The following is a 16,924-nucleotide window of genomic DNA, read 5'->3' on the forward strand; positions in this document are numbered from 1 at the left end:
GAGAACTCAATGACCAATACCCCTTTAGTTAGTGTTATCGTTCCGTCGTATAACTATGAGAAATTCATCATCCAATCTTTAGAATCAATAATATCTCAAACGTATGTAAACTTAGAGTTAGTGATTGTTGATGATTTTTCCAAAGACAATAGTGTGTCACTAATAAATGGACTGATTTCACAAGAATCAGTTAAAGAACGTTTTTGTGGAAGAATAAAGTTTATAAAGCACGAACATAATTGTGGTGCTCACTATTCAATAAATGAAGGGATTAACGTATCTAGTGGAGAATTCATCTCAATTTTGAATGCCGATGATCTGTATGATAACAATCGGTTTGAGGTAATGATGTCAGAGATGATTTCTCGAAATGCAAGGTTCGCTTTTACAAAAATATGCGTGATTGATGGAGAGGGGACTCAATTAGATAGTCAGACAGAGGAAGCTGCAAAATTTATTGCGGTTCAAAACTCAATAAGTAGCTTTCCAACAGTTGGATGGTCCCTCATACCTCATAATGCAGCAATATCAACGGGCAATATGTTATTTATGCGAGATCTATATCATAAGGTAGGGGGATTCAGGAACCTAAAGTACTGTCACGATTGGGATTTTATTTTAAAATGTTTATTAATTACGGAGCCGCTATATATATCGGAAACCAACTATTATTACAGACTACACGGGAATAATTCGTATTTGCAGTTAAATGATGTAGTCGATAGAGAAGTGAAAACTGTGTTAGGGGATTTTTTCTTTAAATGTAGGAAGAAAAGCATGGAAAACGCGTTGTGCCCGAGTCCCAAAAACTGGGGGAGTGATTTCATGAACCATATTCATAATATGTCACTTCATAAATTTTGGCTGTTTTCTAGGTCACCTCTGAATTTTATATACCAGACCAGACAAGCTTTTATTGATCGTAAATGATTATTGGAGTAGTGATAATAATCAGAGATTAAATAATGCGCCTCTAAAAATAGTGTGAAAATTCATGATTAAGGATGTTATAAATGAAAATTCAAATAAGTGTTGATGATAAAACGCTTAATGCTTATAGAGTATCAATAATCTTTTTATCAATTATTATTTTTGGGTACTTCCTTAAGCTCAATGGATTCACTCCTTACTGGAATGATGAGTTCGCTTATAGTTTTATAATAGGTAGCGATACGAGAGTAAATAGTATGATTGATATCATAAGTTCACAACATTACCTGTATTTTAATTGGACAGGGAGGGTAATAATACAATCTTTAGTACAATTTTTCTTGTTGATAGGTAAAGACTATTTTAATATTATAAACTCTATCTTAGTTGTATTCTTAATATATTTAGTTTGTTCATTTGTTCGAATTAGAAAATTTAACACTAAGGATGATTTAAGAGATTTTATAATTGCAACGCTTCTTCTATGGTCGCTGATTCCTGTAATGGGACAAACTATATTCTGGCTTGCAGGAGCTGTGAATTATTTGTGGGCGACAGTGATTGTTTTAACCTTTCTCTTGCCATATAGATACTTAATAGAAGGTAAGTACATTATCAAAAATAATATAACTAGTGTTACGGTTATGTTTTTTTTAGGTCTACTGGCGGGGTGTTCTCATGAGAATACTGTTGTAACTGCTTTAGCTTTTGTAGGAATAACTTTTGTATTTGTGATGTACAAATACAAAAGAATACCTTATTGGTTTGTAAGTGGTACTATAGGTCTTGTCATTGGGGCTGCCTTCCTTCTTTTGGCTCCAGGTAATGGGGTACGCAAGGAGAAAATGTATTTTGATATAAGTTTGAATGATCAAATTAACGGATTTATTCATTCATTAAAATATATATTGAATGAACAGATGACCTTATTTATTTTGTTTTTTGTATTGTTTATTTTTGTGTTGTTTAAGAGATCAAAATCTAAAGCAGTGGATATTGGATTAGTAGCTTTACTTTTTGTGTCAGGGATTATATCGTACCTTGCTATGATTGCTTCTCCTGAATTTCCAACTCGGTCCACTTTTATTGGAGTAATCTGTATTATTATTTCAATAATGATTCTTTCGTCCTACATTAATAAAAAGGTAGTATATATCATTATGTTGATTTCTAGTATTCCTTTTTTTCTGTCCGTAACTAATCTATATAAAGAACTTCAGACTGTCGCACATGAAAATGATATTCGAGAGAAAATTGTTACAGAAAGCATAGCTAAAGGAAATGTTGAAGTTAGACTCCCTGCTTATTCAGTAAAAGAGAGTGATAGAGTCTTTATTTATGATATTACATCAAATCCTAAATATACTGCTAATGATCATTTTGCAAAGTATTATGGGCTTAAGTCAGTAGTTATTGATGCTCCGGTTTTAATTGTTGACCTCAAGGATCCTGTAATAAATCAATATCAATTATATTATGATACTGGTAACGGATTTAACGAGAATGATACATCATATGCGGGTATCTATAATCGAACAGATGGGAACAAACTCTATTTTGATCTTCCCGATAAGCCTATTTATAAATTTCGGTTTGATCCTGGGATAAATGCGGATAAGAAAATTGTCATTTCTAAAATTACAATTCAAAATGGGGATATAATTAAACGTTATGATAGTGCCCAACTAAAAAAAATGTTAGTACCGCAACATGACATTGCTACGATAAAACGTACGGATGAGTATTTAGAATTGATTACCTCTGGTAATGATCCGCAGCTTGAATTTGTAAATGACTATACAGATAAAGGCACGAAAGTAACGATTGATTTTGGAGCTAAACTTACTGAAGAAGTTCAAATATTTTATGACCTAGGAAATGGGTTTAGTGAAAGCAATTCCATTAAGACTAACGTTAGTAACGCGGATAATCTAGTTGCTCAGTTGCCCGCTAAAAATATATATAATCTTAGAATTGATTTGGGGAACGAGCCTGATAAAGTTATAGGAATTAAATCAGTAAGCATCGAGAGAACAAGGGAGATTAATATAAAAGATATAAATAATAAAGCCACTTCCTTGGTACAGTTGGAAAACGGTGGAGTTAAGGATGGTATAAGTTACTTTATAACTAAAGGCAATGATCCATCGTTCCAAATTGCTGACTTGGATAAACTTTTCGAAAATTGAATGAAAAAAACTTGGCAATAGTTTATTTGAATAATCGGATGACACCTCGGTTAGTGGGATGAATATTGTGAAATTAATAAGAATAACATTGGGAGGTTAAAATTACTATGAAATTGTTCATTACCGGCGGAGCCGGCTTTATTGGTAGCAACTTTGTGATATATATGCTGAAAAAGCATCCTGATTACCAAATTATTAATGTGGATGCATTGACATATGCGGGTAACTTGGAAAATCTGAAATCAATTGAGAATTATCCGAACTATACATTCGTGAAGGCTGACATTACTGATGTAAGAGCTATGGATAATCTCATTAGCCAAGGTGTGGATATTGTTGTTAATTTTGCGGCGGAATCGCATGTGGACCGAAGTATTTTGGAGCCCGAAGTATTTGTAAAGACGAATGTATTAGGTACTCAAGTGCTGCTTGATGCAGCTAAGAAGTATAGTGTGAAGAAATATGTGCAGGTCTCTACTGATGAAGTATATGGAACACTGGGTGCTACAGGACTATTCACGGAAGAAACTCCATTGGCTCCAAACAGTCCATACTCCGCAAGTAAAGCTGGAGGGGACTTGTTGGTGCGTGCATACCACGAGACTTTTGGACTACCGGTAAACATTACTCGCTGCTCGAATAATTATGGACCGTATCAATTTCCGGAGAAATTGATTCCATTAATGATGTCCCGTGCAGTTGTGGATCAAGCGCTACCGGTATATGGCGATGGACTCAATATCCGTGACTGGTTGTATGTTGAGGATCATTGCAGCGCGATTGACCTCGTTATTCATGAAGGTGTTAACGGTGAGGTATACAATATCGGCGGCAACAATGAACGCACTAATATTCATATTGTGAAAACCATCCTGAAAGAGCTCGGTAAGCCTGAGTCACTGATTGCCTATGTGCAGGACCGTCTAGGTCATGACCGTCGTTATGGTATTGATCCAACCAAAATTACGAAGGAGTTGGGCTGGAAGCCCAACCATACATTCGAAACAGGCATCAAGGAAACAATTAAATGGTATTTGGACAACAAGGAATGGTGGACTCGCATTCTATCTGGGGAATATCAGAAATATGCTGAAAAGCAATATGGCAACAGTCTGGGGGATTCATTGTAATGTCGACATTGAGGGTGCTTGTCACAGGTTCAGCAGGTCAATTAGGTCAAGACATATTGTTTTTGCTAAAACAGCATGGGTATGAGGTAATGGGCTGCGATCGACAGGAGATGGATATTACTGATCTGGAGCAGACTAAAGCGGTTATCGGCGGCTATGTTCCTGATGCAGTGATTCACTGTGCTGCTCATACGGCGGTAGATGCTGCAGAGACAGACATCGATATAGCCTATCTAATTAATGCAACGGGAAGCCGTAATGTGGCCTTGGCGGCTGAAAAGGTTGGGGCTAAGTTAGTTTATATCAGTACAGACTATGTGTTTAACGGTTTAGGCTCGAATCCTTACCACGAATATGATAATACTGATCCCCAGAGCATCTATGGCAAGTCTAAACGCGCTGGTGAGATGCTGGTGCAGTCGCTGTCATCCAAATACTTTATTGTTCGCACCTCTTGGGTGTATGGTAAATACGGCAACAATTTCGTTAAAACGATGCTAAAGTTGGGGCAAGAGAAGCCTTTGTTGCAAGTGGTTGACGATCAGAAGGGGTCACCTACGTATACTGTTGACTTAGCACGCTTCTTGACTGAACTGATTCAAACCGAGAAATATGGAGTTTATCATGCTTCAAACACTGAATCCTGTACGTGGTATGAGTTTTCGCAGGCGATTTTTGCTGAAGCTGAGGATATTTTACACCTTAAGTTTACTGCCAAATTAGAACCATGTGCGACCGAGCAGTTTCCTCGTCCCGCGCCACGCCCACGATACTCGGTGATGGAGCATTTATCTATACGTACGAACGGATTCCAAGATCTTCGTCCATGGCGTGAAGGATTGAGAGATTTTTTATATGATTTACTAGAGGATTAAATACATCATCTAAGTGTTTTTTTCATTGACTTATAATCTATAGTTTAGAGGATGCTTAGATAAATGAGAAAATGAATTAACAAATAAATCTATATTCCCGGAAGAATATTTTATTTATCTTTCGGGATTTTTAATGTTTGGAGGAGAAATGGTGAACTGCGTGAAGAAGAAATGATTAGAAGGGCTAAATTCGTTGAGAGACATAGCCGCGACTATGATAATATTTTTTCATGTACTATTTTTAGGCGGCTTTGCTGATAGAATCAGTTATAACAAAATTGGATATAGGGGTCCGACTATTTTATGCTTTGAGCGCATTTTCTTTATTTTATGGTTGTTATGAAATCAATATGGAAAACGGTATAAAAAACTTTTATCTTGGTAGATTCTTTAAAAAGCTCCCTTGTTCTACTATGTATAATTGTTTACTTCATAAAGCTAATGTTGCGATGTCGATATTTTAGCAAACATATCTTTTATTTATGCTTTGTTACCAGATAAACAAGAGAGTATTGTGTGGGCAGGATGGTCTATAGGTGTTGAGTGGATATTTTACTTTTAGTTTCCGTTGTTAGTGGTTTTACAAAATAACTTATAAATTCTATAATTATTTTTTTGTGTCAGCTTTTGTTTTTGTTGAATTTCACCTATTCGGTAATGAACTTAAAAGAATATCTGAATCTACATTTGAGTTGAACTTTTTTAATCAAATTTTATTTTTTTCAGCAGTATTGTTTTTTTAATACATTAAATCTCTTATTTTCGACCAAGACTTCTTATTAATCGTTTTTTAATTCTCTTGAATTAAGTAGCTTTGGTTTATATTTAATACATCCAATAGTATTAATATTAAATATGAACACTGGAATTTTGCGAAAAATTCATTTTTTAAATCACGAAAGTATGTCCTATATTCTTTCATTTATTTGTGTTTTCGTACTAACGTTTCTAATAGCTTTTGCTCATATAAATATTATGAGAAACCATGATAAGACTTGGGAAAAGTCAGCTTAAATAGTATAAGATACTTATCGTTTCTTATACTATTTAAGCTGATTCAAGCAAGTTATCTATTTATAAGGAGAGGTGCAGTTTGAGTAGCAATAATCAGCCCATTTTAACTTTGGTAATCCCATGTTATAACGAAGAAGCTGTATTACCAGAAACAATAAAACGTTTAACTTTAGTTTTAAAAGATTTGCTTTATCAAAACTTAATTTCAAAAGAAAGCAAAATTCTATTTGTCGACGACGGTAGTAAAGATAATACATGGAGTATTATTCAAGAACATAACTCAAGCAATATATTTGTATCTGGTTTGAAATTAGCTAAGAATGCTGGCCATCAGAATGCATTACTCGCAGGATTAATGAATGCTAAGACTAAATCTGATTGTGTCATTTCAATTGATGCAGATCTTCAAGATGATTTGAATGTAATAAAGGAATTTATACAACAGTATAGAGAAGGATACGATGTCGTATATGGAGTGAGAAAAAGTAGAGATACCGATACCTTTTTTAAACGATTTACTGCCCAAAGTTTTTATAAATTAATGCGGTTAATGGGAGTGAACGTTGTATACAACCATGCTGATTATCGGTTAATGAGTAAAAGAGTTCTTGAACACTTAACTGACTTCAAAGAAACTAATTTGTTTTTAAGAGGTTTAATTCCCCTTATTGGATTTAAGACAACCGAAGTATATTATGATCGAAATGAAAGGTTTGCTGGAGAGTCTAAGTATCCGCTTAAAAAAATGCTGGCTTTTGCATTTGATGGAATCACGTCTTTCAGTGTTACTCCCATCAGGTTGATTAGCGTACTTGGCTTCCTCATGTTTGCAACTAGTTTAATTATCGCTGCATATGTAATACTTAACAAGGTAACAGGCAATACAGTCGTTGGATGGCCATCACTAATGATCTCGATATGGTTTATTGGTGGACTTCAGTTAGTTGCTTTAGGTTTAATCGGTGAGTATATTGGAAAAATATATAAAGAAGTTAAAAGAAGACCTAAATATATCATCGAGGCTGAACTTACCAGTTGTACTCAAAAACAATTTGAAAAAGAATTTATTATGTCCTAAATCCTTCGAGGGTGAAAACTAAGAACTATTGCAAATGCAAACTTGGTGGAATACGCACATAAAAGTACGCCTGAAATTGATTAGATAAACTATAAAATAGACTTGCCTGAGATCACGCATATTTGGTATTTTTTTACTTCAAGTGAAATTTGTGGTATGGATAAAATTTACGAACAACACAAAAAAAGGTGTCTTTTGATAGCAGCTTCTTGTTTTTTCACTCACAGTTTTTGAAAGAAGTATCATACATCCGAAGCTAGTCATATCCTCAAGTAGACATCTAAAAAAGACTAAGCTGTCAGCGCGTGTTGGTACTCTACCGGCATGCGCTGTTTTAGGTACCTTGAAATCGTTGGTATTGTAAAAGTAGATGTATTGAGCTAAATGTTAGCCATCATATGCTCATTGATTTCATGATCTCTTTTGTTGCTATTCAGCTTCTTGTACCTTGCTCTACGTCACTTGTAAATAGTTCGCTTCGCTCTCTGTACCCTTGCCAAGTTGAGTAAAGTGGTTATGGTATAAAATTCTTTCAATTTTTCCACGATTTGGTATTGACCGTGCAAACCGAGCTTACTCCCTGAAGCAGATTGGGGTACCTCTTTTTTAGTAATCCCTCTGCGAATAATCCCTATCTTCTTCCACATTTTTGCCGATGGTACGTGGACAACCCTTGAGTCGACTGGTACTACCAGTGCCTGCTGCCTTTGCCTTCTAAGTAGGCTTGTGCCAACTTATTATTGAATGATAACCAATTAGTTTGATAGGTTTATCGTATTTATCAAATGTAACTAGCTCCCAAACATAGGCGGCTCCTCTCAGGGAGGTTTTATGTTATAATAATTGTCGGTAGATTACTATATTTGTCAGGAGCGTTACGCAGTGAATGTAGATGTAAGCATACTTATTGTCAATTACAACACGTGTCGCCTGACGATGGACTGTATCAGGTCGGTATATGACTCAGAAACGAACTATTCCTATGAGATTATTTTGATAGACAACAATTCCCATGATGATTCGGTAGAGATGATTGGTAGAGAGTTTCCAAGTGTCATATTGATCGCAAATAACGACAATGTCGGTTTTGCCCGTGCAAATAATCAGGGGATGGAAGCTTCATCCGGACGGTATGTACTATTGCTCAATTCAGATACGGTGGTACGCAGGGATACGCTGGAGACGATGATCTCCTTTATGGATGGTCGTCCCGATGTTGGGGCGTCAGGATGTAAGATTATATTGCCAGATGGGTCGCTGGATAAAGCGTGTAAGCGAGGATTTCCTACACCGTCAGCTTCCTTCTATTATGCTTTTGGTTTCAGTAAGTTGTTTCCGGATCGACCGAAGTTTAACGGTTACCAGTTAGGTTATCTGGACCCTGATCTTGATTACCCGATAGATTGTCTGGTGGGTGCGTTTATGCTGCTGCGGCGGGAGACGATTGATCAGGTCGGCGGATTAGATGAAGAGTTTTTTATGTACGGTGAGGATTTAGACTGGTGCTATCGTATTAAAGAGGCTGGTTGGGAGATTTATTATTATCCGAAGACCTCCATCGTACATCTCAAAGGCGGCAGTGCCAGACGTAGACCGTTCAAGATCGTCTATGAATTTCACAGGGCAATGATTTTATTTCATCGTAAGCATTATAGTAGGAAGTACAACAGTATTATAAATGGAACAGTATATGCTGGTGTTGGTATGAAGTTTGCTCTGTCCCTTTTGCGGAATGCCCTAATCTTTCCTAAAGCAGTTCCATCACCTGCACAGAGTCTTAGCTCTGCCCCTGAAACAGGCACTCGTAACGATAAGAATACTGAGGTGAGATTATGATTCGGCGGAATCAGAAATTTTTGACACAGCTCTATATGGTTGCTGATTTCATTGTCATTCAGCTGTCTTTTTTGGCGGCTTGGTGGCTTAAGTTTAAGAGTGGATGGATGGAATTTTACAATCCTCTACCCGTAGAGTCGTACGCTTATTGGAGTATGATCTATGGCGGAGTAGCTGTCTTAATCGGTATCCTTTTATCGCTTTATTTGCCTAAGCGTAAGAAACGTTTTGTCGATGAATTTATTAAGATTTTCCAAGTGCATATCATGAGCATCTTCATCCTGCTCGGTCTAATGTTTTTCGTGAAAGAAATTGATATCTCCCGTACATATCTGGCTATTTATATGGGATTTAACGTTCTTTCCATTATGCTTTACCGTTATGTGTTGAAGAAGATGCTTAAATCTTTTCGAGAAAAGGGATTCAACCGCCAGTTCGTGCTTATCATCGGCGCTGGTACACTCGGCAAAAGATTCTACAACAATTTGGAACAATATCCTGAGCTTGGATATGAAGCCATTGGCTTTTTAGACGATTACCATACTTGGGATGGGATTGAGGAGCAACGGTATAAACCGATTCTAGGTACGGTTAATCAGTTATCCGGAATGCTGGAGATGCTGCCTGTGGACGAGGTTATTCTTGCTTTGCCGCTCGATGCGCATTCTAAATATCCTTCGATTATTGCGGCCTGTGAAAAAGCAGGGGTACGCACATTGATTATTCCGGATTTCTTTGATTATTTACCAGCTCGTCCTTACTTTGATAACTTTGCAGGTATGCCAATGATTAATGTTCGTGATATTCCACTGGATATGACGGGGAATAAGATGGCAAAACGTTTGTTTGATATCGTGTTCTCTCTATTCGCTATTATTATGATATCTCCCGTGATGCTGATCGTAGCTCTCGGCGTACGTCTTACCTCACCGGGACCGATCATATTCCGGCAGGAACGGGTGGGACTTAATCGGCGTAATTTTATGATGTATAAGTTTCGTTCAATGAAGCTGCAGCAGGACGGGGAAGAGGATACAGGTTGGAGTACGCGGGAAGATCCTCGTAGAACTCGATTTGGAACCTTTATCCGTAAGACAAGTCTGGATGAGCTTCCGCAATTTTTTAATGTATTACTCGGTCATATGAGTGTAGTTGGCCCACGGCCAGAACGACCATTTTATGTAGAACAATTCCGTGATGAAATTCCGAAGTATATGGTGAAGCACCATGTGCGTCCAGGAATTACGGGCTGGGCACAGAGCAATGGGCTGCGCGGGGATACTTCAATTGAAGAACGGATTAAGCACGATATTTTCTATATCGAGAACTGGTCCTTACTGTTCGATATTCGAATTATTTTCAAAACGATTCGCAACGGCTTCGTTAACAAAAACGCATATTGAGACCTGCACTTATTTAGATTTGTGAAATTTTAATAATACCCCGTTTTGCCACAGGCAGAGCGGGGTATTAATTTTCTAATCTAAACTTTGCAAAGGAAACTCACAACTATGAATAAGAAAAAGATTATTGCAACCGTAGTAATGATTGTCGCACTAATAATAATTCTTGTAATAACGTTGAACAAAGAGGAAGAGCAACAACCCGCGAGCGGTTTTGAAGCGCACAGAATCGTTGCACATGCCATGGGGGGAATTAACGGCTATACGTATACCAATGCTTGGGAGGCCTTTGTCGCTAACTATGAACGGGGAACTCGCGTATTTGAAGTTGATTTTTTGTTATCGAAGGATGATCAGTTGGTTGCTCGGCATGAATGGACAGGCAATATGAGCAAGCTTTTAGGTCAGTTGGAGGTTCTCCCTGCTAATAAACAGGGTGTGGCACTAGATTACGAGGAATTTATGGACAGCCCCATCCTGAATATATACTCTCCGCTTGATATTGAGAAGGTGCTTGATCTAATGCAGAATTATCCAGATGCTTATATCGTTACGGATACCAAAGAAATCCAACCGGAACTTATAGAGAAGCAATTTACATTGCTGACCGAAGCGGCGCAGCGTCGGGATCCAGCGTTGTTGGAGCGGATAGTTCCACAGATCTACAATCAGCCGATGCTTGATGAGATCAGTAAAGTGTATTCTTTTCCAGAAGTGCTTTACACCCTGTACCAATCTAAGGATACGGATGAACAAGTTATTGAGTTTGTTAAAAAAACAGGTGTGGATATTACGATGCCAGTTAGCCGGGCCACCAAGCGTTTTGTCAAACAGTTAAAAAATATCGGAGCTCGTGTATACGTTCATACAGTGGATGAAGAGGATGAGATTAGAGCGTTATCTCGTATGGGTGTAGACGGATTTTATAGTGATTTTGTGCCTGAAAATGATTTGAATAACCTCAGAGGTATACGCTGAAATTTATCTCCACTCATTACAACTAATATATCCCTGCAAAGTGCAGCTTTCCTCAGATGTGTATTCAGGTACTTTGCGGGGACCCCAAATTTATATGCGAAAAAATGTTCGTATTTTTGTTCGCTTTAAATTGACACACCTCCTGTGCTGGCATAGACTAGATCTATATCTTTTGCGGCGGCAGGAGTGTTTTGTCTTGCCCAAATGACAATTAAGGATGATTCCCATGAAATCAGTACAGCAAATGATCAAACCTTGGCGGCATGTGTTTAAGTTGGACCCAGATCGTATGATTTCAGATGAGGATTTGGAGGCCGTTTGCTTGTCCGGCACGGATGCCATATTGATAGGAGGCTCTACAGGAGTTACTTATGAGAATACAGTAGATCTCTTATCAAGAGTAAGACGTTTTGAGCTGCCCTGTGCACTCGAGGTATCCGAACTTGAAGCTGCTGTACCCGGATTTGATCTTTATATGATTCCTATGGTGCTAAATACACCTGATCCAGCTTGGATTGTAGGCCATCATCGTCGAGCTATAGAGCGTTATGGATTTATGATCCCATGGGATCAGCTGCTAACGGAAGGTTACGTCGTTTTGAACAGTGATTCTTCAGTTGCGCGGATTACAGGGGCCGAGACAACCATTAATGCTGAAGAGGCTGCTGCGTATGCCCAGGTTGCGGACAAGCTGATGTCCCTGCCAATAGTCTATCTTGAATATAGCGGTAGATTTGGGGATATGGAGACAGTACGTATAGTGCGTGAGATGGTGGAGCAAGCCCAACTATTTTATGGAGGCGGCATTACTTGTGAGGCAGAGGCCGAGCAGGCAGCAGCTCTATGTGATACAGTAGTTGTCGGCAATATTATTTATCGGGATGTAGAGCAGGCAATTCGTACGGTATTTGCTGTTAAAAAGACGGTGCAAGAGCAGTTCGACTAGCGGTTAGCTTATGGACTACTTATGATTTGTAATTTCATTTTTAGAAAGGAGCATGTTACACATGCAACTTATTAACATACAAGACGCGGTCAGCCGATTGAATCCTCCACAAAGGCAGGCTGTCGAAACTACTGAAGGCCCCCTTTTGATTATGGCTGGTGCGGGCAGTGGGAAGACGAGAGTGCTGACTCACAGAATTGCCTGGCTGATTGCTAATCGAAAGGCGCCGCCTTGGGCGATTTTGGCGATTACATTTACGAATAAAGCTGCGAGGGAAATGCAGGAACGTGTATCTAAGCTCGTTGGACCTGAGGGAAGAGATATTTGGGTATCCACCTTTCACTCCATGTGTGTTCGGATCTTGCGGAAGGATATTGAGCGCATTGGATTTACTTCCAACTTCTCGATTCTGGACTCTACAGACCAGTTATCAGTCATTCGTAATTGCATGAAGGAACTGAATATTGATACGAAAAAATTCGAACCGAAAGCTGTACAAGCCATAATTAGCGCATCTAAGAATGAACTGATTACTCCGGCGCAGTATGAGCAAAAAGTCGGTGATTATTTCGAAGGTTTAGTTGCCAAGGTTTATAAAATGTACCAACGGCGTTTGAGAAGCAATAACTCGCTTGATTTTGATGATTTGATTATGAAGACTATCGAATTATTTAAGGAAGTTCCCGAGGTTCTAGATTTTTACCAAAAGAAGTTCAAATACATCCATGTGGATGAGTATCAGGATACGAACAGAGCACAATACATGTTGTGCCGCATGCTGGCAGACAGCCACCACCGCATTTGCGTGGTAGGGGATAGTGACCAGTCGATCTATCGCTGGCGTGGTGCGGATATTACGAATATTCTTAATTTTGAAGAGGATTATCCGGAAGCGAAGACGATTCTGCTAGAACAGAATTACCGTTCAACCGCTAATATCCTGAATGCAGCCAATGGGGTAATCGCGCTTAATAGTGGCCGTAAACCGAAAAAGCTGTGGACCGATTCCGAGGAAGGCGCCAAGATTAAGGTGTACCGGGCGGATTCCGAGCATGACGAAGGGTATTTTGTAACCGGAGAAATCAGCAAAAATGTGAAGCAAGGTCAAGCTTACCAGAATCACGCGATTCTGTATCGGACGAATGCCCAGTCACGGGTAATAGAGGAAATTTTGATCAAATCAGATATTCCATATCAAATCGTTGGCGGGATCAAGTTCTATGATCGTAAAGAAATCAAGGATCTGCTGGCGTATCTACGTTTACTGTCTAACCCTGATGATGATATCAGCCTGACGCGTATTATTAATGTTCCTAAGCGTGGATTAGGGGATACAACGGTTGGCAAGCTGGCAGCTGCTGCTGGTGAACGTGGTGTTTCTATTTTCCGAGTGCTGCAAACGGTCGATGATTTGGGCTTTGCTGGACGGACGCGGAATATGCTAGTAGAGTTCTACGATATGATTGAGGCTCTACACCGTATGGTGGAGTTCTTGTCTGTAACCGAATTGACGGAAAAAATACTGGAAATGTCGCAGTACCGTTTGGAGCTGCAAAATGAAAACACACTCGAATCACGCTCGCGGCTAGAGAATATCGATGAGTTCTTATCGGTGACGATGGAGTTTGAAAAGAACAACGAAGACAAGTCGCTGGTCTCCTTCCTCACGGATCTTGCACTTATCGCAGATATCGATAGTGTGAACGATGACGAAGAGGATCGTAGTGATGCGGTTGTATTAATGACGATGCACAGCGCCAAAGGTCTGGAGTTCCCGACGGTATTTATCGTCGGAATGGAAGAAGGCGTGTTCCCACACAGCCGTGCCTTCCAGGACAACGACGAGCTGGAAGAGGAACGCCGGCTTGCGTATGTGGGGATCACCCGCGCGGAGAAACAACTGTTTCTCTCTTGTGCGCGGATGCGTACGCTCTTTGGCCGGACGACGGCGAACCAACCGTCCCGCTTCTTAGAGGAGATTCCGGAGGAACTGAAGGAAGATACCGTTAAGACTCAAGACCGCTTCCAGCGCGGAGGCGCGGAGGCAGGCGGTGCTTACGGCGGACGCGGCTTCGGCAGCGGTGGCCGTGGGAACTTTGGCGGCCGGGGTGGCGCCGCCGGAGCTACGCCGGCAGGCGGCGGAAGCACGGCGTCAGCGGCGGCAAGCAAGAGCAGCGTGACCGTGACCTCCGGAGGCGCACAGCGTGCTACCGGAGCAGGGGCTGCAGCAGCTGGCGATTACAAAGCGGGTGACAAGGTCTCCCACGGCAAATGGGGCACGGGCACCGTTGTATCTGTTAAAGGCAGCGGGAATGACACGGAGCTACAGATTGCTTTTCCGGCACCCGTGGGTGTGAAACGTCTGCTTGCGGGGTTTGCGCCGATTACCAAAGTGGAATAATAACAGACAACGATTAACGAACGGATATTTAGACCACGCTAACTTTAGGAAACTTATTGACGGAGGGATGTACCTGCATGGATGCTATGCATGTGATGGAAGAGCTTGTTGCGGAATTAAATAACTATAATTACCACTACTACACGCTGGATGCACCGCTAGTCAGCGATAAGGAATACGATGTTTTATACGACAAGCTTGTAGCACTGGAGGCTGAGAGTGGCTTCGTACTACCGGATTCGCCTACACAACGTGTAGGTGGAGAGCTGCTTAAGGGCTTCACGCCGCATCGGCATCTGGCACCGCTTTGGAGTCTGGATAAAGCACAGAATATTGAACAGCTGCGCAGCTGGAATACCCGGGTGCTCCGGTTAGTGAATGAATACAATCTCAAGAATCCAGACACCCCTCTTCCTGATCCTTGTTATGCAGTAGAACTGAAGTTCGATGGCTTAACACTGAATTTAACCTATCGTAATGGTGTTCTCGAACAGGCATCAACGCGTGGCAATGGTGTAGTTGGCGAAGGAATACTTGCACAGGTGAAGACCATCAAATCCGTTCCATTGACGATTCCCTTCAAGGATGGGGTCATTGAGGTTCAGGGTGAAGGGATTATGAATCTGTCTGTGCTGGCTGATTATAATACAAGGGCTGCAGAGCCGCTGAAGAATGCGCGTAATGCAGCAGCAGGTGCACTGCGTAATCTTAATCCGAAGACTACTGCGGACCGCCGTTTGAACGCTTTTTTCTATAATGTAGGCTTTGCAGAAGGCGCGGAGTTCGCTGACCATCAGGAAATGATGGATTTTCTGCGGAATAACAAATTTAAAGTGAACCCATACCTGACCTACTGCAATGATTTTGATGATGTAACTGAGCAGCTCGCTGGAATCGAGGAGAGTCGTTCGAGTCTTGATTACCTCATTGATGGGGCTGTAATTAAGGTCACGGATTTCCGGATCCGTGAGGTGCTTGGCTACACTGACAAGTTCCCGCGTTGGGCAGTAGCTTATAAATTTGAAGCCGAAGAAACGACGACCGTGCTGGAGTCTGTTAGCTGGAATGTAGGTCGTACAGGTAAAGTGACTCCGCTGGCTCGGGTTGAGGCTGTAGAGCTTGCCGGAGTTACCGTTCAGAACTGCACCCTGAATAATGTGGGTGATATTGAGCGCAAAAACTTGAAATTCGCCTTAGGTTCGCGGGTCTTTATTCGCCGTTCCAATGATGTTATCCCAGAAATTCTCGGCAAGGTAACAGAGGAGAATGACGGTGGAGAGATTATTTTCCCTGAGGACTGTCCAGCTTGTGGATATCCGTTAGAAATGCGCGGAGCACATCTTTTCTGTAACAATAAACTGAATTGTAGGCCGCAGATTATCAGTCGGATCACCCACTTTGCTTCGCGAGATGCGATGGATATCGAGACATTCAGTGAGAAGACGGCGGGTCAGCTCTATGATGAACTTAATGTACATGACTCTGCGGATCTGTATGAACTGAACTTTGAGCAGCTTGTACAGCTGAACCGTTTTGGTGAGAAAAAAGCACAGAATTTGCTGCAAGCTTTAGAAGATAGCAAAGGTAGAGATCTTGCTTCATTTCTCTTTGCGTTAGGGATCCCTAACACAGGTAAAGCAACGACGAAGATGTTGGCTGATCATTTCCGCGATCTGGATGCTGTGATGCAGGCCAAAGCCGAGGAGCTCGCTGAGTTACCAGACATTGGTGGGATTGTCGCCGAGAGCATTGTCAGCTTCTTCGCAGATCCAGTTGTAGTAGCTAATGTTTCCCGCTTGCGGGCGTTGGGTGTGGAAGCGAAGGCTCCTGAGGCACCACGTCCTGTTAGTACCGATTCCTTCTTTAGTGGCAAAACGGTCGTATTGACCGGTTCCTTGCAAAAGCTTACCCGAGATGAAGCAGCTGAACGTCTGGAAGCACTCGGAGCAAAGGTGTCGGGAAGTGTGTCCAAGAAGACGGATTTAGTTATCGCTGGTGAAAAAGCTGGCAGTAAGCTGGCCAAAGCTCAGCAGTTAGGCATTCAAGTCATTGAGGATGAAGATGAGCTAATTCGCTTGTTGGATATGTAAGTAACAAACTATATTCGATTCCAAAAGGTTCCCGGTTCCATTTCGTTTAAGTAC

At 40.7% G+C, this 16,924-nt stretch carries 11 protein-coding genes; all 11 read left to right on the forward strand.

What is annotated here, in order from left to right; genetic code table 11:
- Positions 1-9: 9 nt before the first annotated feature.
- The 11 genes from MKY14_RS29515 (at position 10) to ligA (ending at position 16,870) form a co-directional block, all read left to right on the forward strand.
- Complete coding sequence (locus MKY14_RS29515; RefSeq protein WP_340977997.1) at positions 10-930, forward strand: glycosyltransferase family 2 protein; 921 nt, start codon at positions 10-12, stop codon at positions 928-930.
- Between the two features lie 83 nt (positions 931-1,013).
- Positions 1,014-3,119, forward strand: a complete 2,106-nt coding sequence (locus MKY14_RS29520) for a DUF3329 domain-containing protein (protein WP_340977998.1) — start codon at positions 1,014-1,016, stop codon at positions 3,117-3,119.
- A gap of 107 nt (positions 3,120-3,226) precedes the next feature.
- On the forward strand, positions 3,227-4,249 hold the full coding sequence (gene rfbB, locus MKY14_RS29525) for a dTDP-glucose 4,6-dehydratase (RefSeq protein ID WP_340977999.1): 1,023 nt from the start codon (positions 3,227-3,229) through the stop codon (positions 4,247-4,249).
- Positions 4,250-4,257: 8 nt separating this feature from the next.
- Entirely contained in the window at positions 4,258-5,124 is an 867-nt protein-coding gene (gene rfbD / locus MKY14_RS29530) for a dTDP-4-dehydrorhamnose reductase (RefSeq protein ID WP_340978076.1), read from the forward strand.
- Positions 5,125-6,217: 1,093 nt separating this feature from the next.
- Positions 6,218-7,216 carry a glycosyltransferase family 2 protein gene (locus MKY14_RS29535; RefSeq protein WP_340978001.1) on the forward strand — a complete coding sequence of 333 codons (999 nt, stop codon included), beginning with the start codon at positions 6,218-6,220 and terminating at the stop codon, positions 7,214-7,216.
- Positions 7,217-8,152: 936 nt separating this feature from the next.
- On the forward strand, positions 8,153-9,052 hold the full coding sequence (locus MKY14_RS29540) for a glycosyltransferase family 2 protein (protein ID WP_254847752.1): 900 nt from the start codon (positions 8,153-8,155) through the stop codon (positions 9,050-9,052).
- Positions 9,049-10,455 carry an undecaprenyl-phosphate glucose phosphotransferase gene (locus MKY14_RS29545; protein WP_340978003.1) on the forward strand — a complete coding sequence of 469 codons (1,407 nt, stop codon included), beginning with the start codon at positions 9,049-9,051 and terminating at the stop codon, positions 10,453-10,455. Before MKY14_RS29540 ends, MKY14_RS29545 begins: the two co-directional genes overlap by 4 nt.
- 108 nt (positions 10,456-10,563) lie before the next feature.
- The gene (locus tag MKY14_RS29550; protein ID WP_340978005.1) at positions 10,564-11,433 is read left to right on the forward strand and encodes a phosphatidylinositol-specific phospholipase C/glycerophosphodiester phosphodiesterase family protein; all 870 of its coding nucleotides are present in this window, start codon (positions 10,564-10,566) and stop codon (positions 11,431-11,433) included.
- Positions 11,434-11,659: 226 nt separating this feature from the next.
- On the forward strand, positions 11,660-12,379 hold the full coding sequence (locus tag MKY14_RS29555; RefSeq protein ID WP_139330100.1) for a heptaprenylglyceryl phosphate synthase: 720 nt from the start codon (positions 11,660-11,662) through the stop codon (positions 12,377-12,379).
- 61 nt (positions 12,380-12,440) lie between these two features.
- Positions 12,441-14,780 (forward strand): DNA helicase PcrA, encoded by a 2,340-nt coding sequence (gene pcrA / locus MKY14_RS29560; RefSeq protein WP_076276865.1) that lies wholly within the window; start codon positions 12,441-12,443, stop codon positions 14,778-14,780.
- A 77-nt stretch (positions 14,781-14,857) separates the two neighbouring features.
- Positions 14,858-16,870 carry an NAD-dependent DNA ligase LigA gene (ligA, locus tag MKY14_RS29565; RefSeq protein ID WP_340978007.1) on the forward strand — a complete coding sequence of 671 codons (2,013 nt, stop codon included), beginning with the start codon at positions 14,858-14,860 and terminating at the stop codon, positions 16,868-16,870.
- Positions 16,871-16,924: the final 54 nt, after the last annotated feature.

It is taken from the genome of Paenibacillus sp. FSL R5-0887 (assembly GCF_038002305.1).
Taxonomy (GTDB): Bacteria; Bacillota; Bacilli; order Paenibacillales; family Paenibacillaceae; genus Paenibacillus_AQ; species Paenibacillus_AQ odorifer.